Raw genomic sequence first — 5,800 nt, 5'->3', positions numbered from 1 at the left:
GGCGCGGCGCCGTTGCCGGGGGCGCTGCCCCCGGACCCCCGCGCCTCAAACGCCGGCGAGGCCGGAAATGCCCGCCGGCGGGCGAAGGGGGATCCCGTCAAGGCGTTGCTGCATCGGCATCGGGAGTTGTGCGAGCGGGCCGTCGATCCGTTGGAGATCGCCGCCGGGCTGGAGGCGCACGGGATCACCGATCGGACCGCCGCGCGGTTCCGGCACCGGGACGTCTTCTCGCTCGCCGAGGAGCTGTACGCCCGGACGTCGCGCGGGGAGCACACCGGCGCCCAGCCCGCTCGGGTCCCCGCAGGGGCCTCCGCGTTCCGGGGGTTCGGGTACGCCCTGCTGCCCGGGGCCGTCGGGCTCGGGGTGGCCGCCACCGGGGCGGCGTGGGCCGGGGCCGTTGCCGTGGTGGTGGTCGTGGCCGCCCTGGTGTGGCCCGGACGGTCCGCCGCGGGGCGGCTGCCGTGGGCCCCGTACCTGCTCGGCGCGGCCGTCGTCGGCTTGGCCGTGTACCGGCACGGCACCGCCCTCGGTGTCGGACTCGCGCTGGCCGTCGCCCCCGCCCACCTGGTCGCCGAGGCCTTCGCCGCCAAGGCCCGGGCCCGGCTCGCCGGGAGCCGCGCCCTGGAGGAGTTCGCGGACCGGGCACGGCCCCTGGTCCTCGTGGCGGCCGCGCTCTTCACCGCGGCCGCCGCCGGGGCGGCCGCCCTCGCCGGGGCTCCGACGGGCCGGGTGGTGCCGCTCGCCCTGCTGCTGTTCCTGACCCGCCTCCTGCTCCGGCACGGCGCCCGCGGGGGTCCGATCGCCGTGGCGCTGGCACTCGCCCTGGTCCCGTTCCCGGCGGCGGTCCTCGCCTCCGCCGCGGGACTCCTCGTACAGGCCGTTCTCGTGCTGTCCCGGGCTTCCGCGCACGCACGTCCCTGACGTCGCCCCACCCATCGATCCACATCGATCCACAAGGAGAAGGACATGACCGGCCAGCCAACCAACCAAGGGGCCACGCGATGAGGGTGCTGCTGATCGGAGCCAACGGATACCTCGGCCGCTACGTCGCCGACCGGCTGCTCGCCGACCCCGCCGTGCAGCTCACCGCGCTCGGCCGCGGCGACGACGCCGACGTCCGCTTCGACCTCGCCACCGGCAGCCCCGGAGCGCTCACCCGCTTCCTCGACGCCGTCCACCCGGGCGTCGTCATCAACTGCGCCGGCGCCACCCGCGGCGGGGCCCGGGAACTCACCCGGCACAACACCGTCGCCGTCGCGACGATCTGCGAGTCGCTGCGCCGCAGCGGCTGCGGGGCCCGCCTCGTCCAGCTCGGCTGTGCCGCCGAGTACGGACCCAGCCAGCCCGGGTCGTCGACGGCCGAGGACGCCGTGCCGAGACCGGGCGGGCCGTACGGGGTCAGCAAGCTGGCCGCCACCGAACTGGTGCTGGGCTCCGGACTGGACGCCGTCGTGCTGCGGGTCTTCTCGCCCGTCGGCCCCGGCACCCCCGCCGGATCCCCGCTCGGCCGGCTCGCGGAGGCCATGCGCCGCGCCATGCAGTCCGGGGACGGGGAGCTCAAGCTCAGCGGGCTCGGCGTGCAGCGCGACTTCGTGGACGTACGGGACGTGGCGCGGGCCGTGCACGCCGCTTCCCTGTCGGCGGCCCAGGGCGTGGTGAACATCGGCACCGGCCGCGCGGTCCGGCTGCGCGACGCGGCCGCCGTGCTGGCGCGGGTCGCCGGATACGGGGGCGCCCTGCACGAGTTGGACGTCCCGCACGGCGGAGCCCAGCAGGGGCACCCCGGCCGCCCCGGCGGGCTCTCCGCCATCGGGTCCCCCCGCTCCGAGGCCACCGCCGAGCAGCTCGCCGCGGCCCCCCAGCCGTACCCGTACCCCGACGGCTGCGGTGCCTGGCAGCAGGCCGACGTCCGGACCGCCCGCGACCGGCTCGGCTGGCGGCCCCGGATCAACCTGGAGGAGTCCCTCGCGGACATCTGGATGGAGGCGGCGTGCCGTATCTGACCACCCCGCCCGGGGCCGCGACGGCGGCCGCGACCGAGGCCGGCCGCCTCGGTCTCGGCATCCCGGGCTACGCGCACCCGCTGCTCGCCCCCGTCGAGTGGGCCGAACTGACCCGCCCCGGCACCCCGCTGCACTGGGCCGTGCTCAATGTCACGGACGGCCCGGGCGGGCGGCCCGACCCGCACTGCACGGAGGCGGCCGCGAAGCTCCGCGGGGCGGGCGGCACGGTGCTCGGTCATCTCGCCATGCGGGACGGCGCGCGGTCCTTCGGCGAGCTGATCTCCGACGCCCACCGCTTCCGCGACTGGTACGGGGTCGGCGGCTTCTACCTGGCCGACGCCCCCGCCGACAAGGCGGACCTGGCCTCGGTGCACCGGGTCTCGGAAGCCCTGCGCGGGCTGGGCGAGGACGTGACGATCGTGCTCGGGCACGGCACCCACCCCTACGAGGGCTACGTGGAGGCCGCCGACCAGCTGGTCACCTTCTCCGGAGCCTGGGCCGACTACCGTTGGTCACAGGTGGCCGAGTGGACCGCCGAGCATCCGGCGGAGCGCTTCTGCCACCTCGTCCACGGGGTGCCGCGCACGCACCTGGAAGAAGCGGTCCGGATCGCCCGCTGGCAGGGCGCCGGCACGATCTGGTTCACGGACCGGCGGGGCACCCCCGACCGGGACCCGTGGACCTCGATGCCCGCGTACTGGGACGAAATCGTCTCGCGGATCGGGACGGGTGTCTCGGAATGAAAGTGGCCGTGGCACTGTTACGGGATAGAACAACCTACAAATACTCCCCGCGTCCGCGGGGATGACCTTGGAGTCCCCGTGTCGCTGCCACCCCTGGTCGAGCCAGCTGCTGAGCTCACCGTTGACGAGGTCCGCCGGTACTCGCGTCACCTGATCATCCCCGATGTCGGGATGGACGGCCAGAAGCGCCTGAAGAACGCCAAGGTGCTCGCCGTGGGCGCCGGCGGCCTCGGCTCGCCCGCCCTCATGTACCTGGCCGCGGCCGGTGTCGGCACGCTGGGCATCGTCGAGTTCGACGAGGTCGACGAGTCGAACCTGCAGCGCCAGATCATCCACAGCCAGGCCGACATCGGTCGTTCCAAGGCCGAGTCCGCCCGCGACAGCGTGCTGGGCATCAACCCTTACGTGAACGTGGTCCTGCACGAAGAGCGGCTCGAAGCCGAGAACGTGATGGACATCTTCAGCCAGTACGACCTCATCGTCGACGGCACGGACAACTTCGCCACGCGCTACCTGGTGAACGACGCCTGCGTGCTGCTGAACAAGCCGTACGTGTGGGGTTCGATCTACCGCTTCGACGGCCAGGCCTCGGTCTTCTGGTCCGAGCACGGCCCGTGCTACCGCTGCCTGTACCCGGAGCCCCCGCCGCCGGGCATGGTCCCGAGCTGCGCCGAGGGCGGCGTGCTGGGCGTGCTCTGCGCGTCCATCGGGTCCATCCAGGTAACCGAGGCCATCAAGGTCCTCACGGGCGTCGGCGAGCCGCTGGTCGGCCGTCTGATGATCTACGACGCCCTGGAGATGCAGTACCGCCAGGTCAAGGTCCGCAAGGACCCCGACTGCGCGGTCTGCGGTCCGAACGCGACCGTCACCGAGCTCATCGACTACGAGGCCTTCTGCGGCGTCGTGTCGGAGGAGGCCCAGGAGGCGGCCGCCGGTTCGACGATCACTCCCAAGCAGCTCAAGGAGTGGATCGACGCGGACGAGAAGATCGAGATCATCGACGTCCGTGAGAAGAACGAGTACGAGATCGTCTCGATCCCCGGCGCGAAGCTGATCCCCAAGGGCGAGTTCCTGATGGGCACCGCCCTCCAGGACCTGCCGCAGGACAAGCGCATCGTCTTGCACTGCAAGACGGGTGTCCGCAGTGCGGAAGTCCTCGCGGTGCTGAAGTCCGCGGGCTTCGCGGACGCGGTCCACGTCGGTGGCGGCGTCATCGGCTGGGTCCACCAGATCGAGCCCGAGAAGCCGGTCTACTAAGCCAGACCCCGGAGGGGCCGGCCCGCTTCATTGCGGACCGGCCCCTCTTCGCGTTCGCCGTCAGGCACCCGCGGGCGGCTCGGGCGCCACCGGCGTCCCGGTGGCCTCCTTCGTCGCGGTGCACACGGTGCCGGCGCTCGGGGTCTTCCCGTCCAGGAGGTACGAGTTCACCGCGTTCTGCACGCAGGTGTCGCCGCTGTTGTACGCGCCGTGGCCCTCGCCCTTGTACGTGAGCTCCACCCCGACACCCTTGCCGAGCCGTTCCGCCATCTTGCGGGCGCCCTCGTACGGGGTGGCCGGGTCGCCGGTGTTGCCGATCACCAGGATCGGGGCGGAACCGGGGGCGGAGACGTCCGGGGTTTCCCAGGCGCCCGCGACCGGCCAGTCGGTGCAGCCCATCATGGCCCAGCCGAGGAAGTCCCCGAAGACGGGCGAGGCCGAACGGAAGGCCGGCAGCTTGGCCTTGGTCTGCTCCAGCGTGTAACGGTCCTTGGAGTCCGCGCAGTTGATCGCGGCGTTCGCGGCGCCGATGTTGCTGTACTGGCCCTGCTCGTTCCTCCCGTTGAGAGCGTCGGAGAGCGCCAGCAGCAGCTGCCCCTGACCGCCTTCGGCCTCGTCGAGGCCCTGCTCCAGCAGCGGCCACAACTCCTTGGAGTACAGGGCCTGGGCGATGCCGTTGGTCGCGGAGGTCTCGGTGAGCCGGCGGTCGCCGATGCCGGCGATCGGCTTCGCGGACAGCTCCTTCTGGAGCTTGATGACGTTCGCCTCGATCTCCTTGGCGGTGCTGCCCTGGAGCTTGCACTCGTCGCCGCGGTCGACGCAGTCCTGGGCGAAGTTGCCGAGGGCGAGCTGGAAGCCCTTGGCCTGGCCGAGTGCCCCTTCCTCGGAGGTCTTGGTCGGGTCGACGACGGCGTCGAAGACGGCCCGGCCGACGTTCTTCGGGAACAGGTGGGCGTAGACCCCGCCGAGCTCGGTGCCGTAGGAGATGCCGAAGTAGTGCAGCTTCTCGTCGCCGAGGGCCTGACGGATGCGGTCCATGTCGCGGGCGGCGTTGGAAGTGCCGACGTGGGGGAGCACCTTGGCGGAATTGCGCTCGCAGGCCTCCTGGAACTGCCGGATGTTGTCGACGAACTCCTTCTCCTGCTGGGGGGTGGTGGGGGAGGCGTCCTGGGAGTAGTACGCGTCGAGCTGCTTGTCGTCCTCGCAGCGGACGGGGGCGCTGCGGCCGACCCCGCGGGGGTCGAAGCTGACCAGGTCGTACCGGGAGCGCAGGGCCTCGTACTCCTTGGCCGCGCCGGGGAGGGTGGAGATGCCGGAGCCGCCGGGGCCGCCGAAGTTGAAGACGAGGGAGCCGAGCCGCTTGTCCTTGTCCCGCGCCTTGGCCCGGATGAGCGCGATCGGGATGGTCTCCCCCTCGGGCTTCGCGTAGTCGAGGGGGACATCGAGGGTGGCGCACTCCCAGCCCTTGGGCGGGGCCTGGCCGCCGCCCTCCAGGGGGGTGGGGGCGGGGCAGCCGGCCCACTTGAGCGGCTTGGCGGCCTTGGTGCCGTCTCCGTTCGCCTTCTTCTCGTTTCCGCCGTCGTCGGAGCAGCTGCTGGTGGCGAACAGTGCGGCGGTGAGGGCGGAGGCAGCGGCAACCCGCCAGGCGTTTCTCGGCATACCCCCATCCTCCGCGCCCCCGTTCCCCCCCGCCCCCGCGCTGACCCATCCGTGTCCCCCGGGCTCCGCCCGGACCCCCTCGGGCTCAGCCCCGGACATCTTCAGCTTGGCCGGGGCAAGATCCAGCCTCGCCGGCGT

5 protein-coding genes are annotated in these 5,800 nt (G+C 72.6%); 4 read left to right on the top strand and 1 reads right to left on the bottom strand.

Features of this window, described 5'->3' with window-relative positions:
- The 4 genes from ACFV9H_RS40925 to moeZ all read left to right on the top strand — a co-directional run.
- A partial coding sequence (locus ACFV9H_RS40925) for a hypothetical protein (RefSeq protein WP_385409012.1) occupies positions 1-921 on the top strand: 921 nt, incomplete at its 5' end.
- Positions 922-1,001: 80 nt separating this feature from the next.
- Positions 1,002-2,003: an NAD-dependent epimerase/dehydratase gene (locus ACFV9H_RS40920; protein WP_385409010.1), complete on the top strand. Its 1,002-nt coding sequence runs from the start codon at positions 1,002-1,004 to the stop codon at positions 2,001-2,003.
- Positions 1,991-2,746, top strand: a complete 756-nt coding sequence (locus ACFV9H_RS40915; RefSeq protein ID WP_385409008.1) for a spherulation-specific family 4 protein — start codon at positions 1,991-1,993, stop codon at positions 2,744-2,746. Before ACFV9H_RS40920 ends, ACFV9H_RS40915 begins: the two co-directional genes overlap by 13 nt.
- 78 nt (positions 2,747-2,824) lie before the next feature.
- Positions 2,825-4,003, top strand: a complete 1,179-nt coding sequence (gene moeZ, locus ACFV9H_RS40910) for an adenylyltransferase/sulfurtransferase MoeZ (protein WP_385409006.1) — start codon at positions 2,825-2,827, stop codon at positions 4,001-4,003.
- Between the two features lie 60 nt (positions 4,004-4,063).
- Here the strand turns inward: moeZ and ACFV9H_RS40905 are convergent, their stop codons facing one another.
- Positions 4,064-5,662: an alpha/beta hydrolase gene (locus tag ACFV9H_RS40905; RefSeq protein WP_385409004.1), complete on the bottom strand. Its 1,599-nt coding sequence runs from the start codon at positions 5,660-5,662 to the stop codon at positions 4,064-4,066.
- Between the last annotated feature and the right edge of the window lie 138 nt (positions 5,663-5,800).

It is taken from the genome of Streptomyces sp. NPDC059874 (assembly GCF_042731135.1).
Classification (GTDB): Bacteria; Actinomycetota; Actinomycetes; order Streptomycetales; family Streptomycetaceae; genus Streptomyces.
This window is presented reverse-complemented; position numbering and strand designations above follow the sequence as displayed.

Excerpts from the sequence above, each read along its gene's own strand:
- ACFV9H_RS40905 (WP_385409004.1), bottom strand. The coding sequence starts at position 5,662 with ATGCCGAGAAACGCCTGGCGGGTTGCCGCTGCCTCCGCCCTCACCGCC.
- ACFV9H_RS40920 (WP_385409010.1), top strand. The coding sequence starts at position 1,002 with ATGAGGGTGCTGCTGATCGGAGCCAACGGATACCTCGGCCGCTACGTC.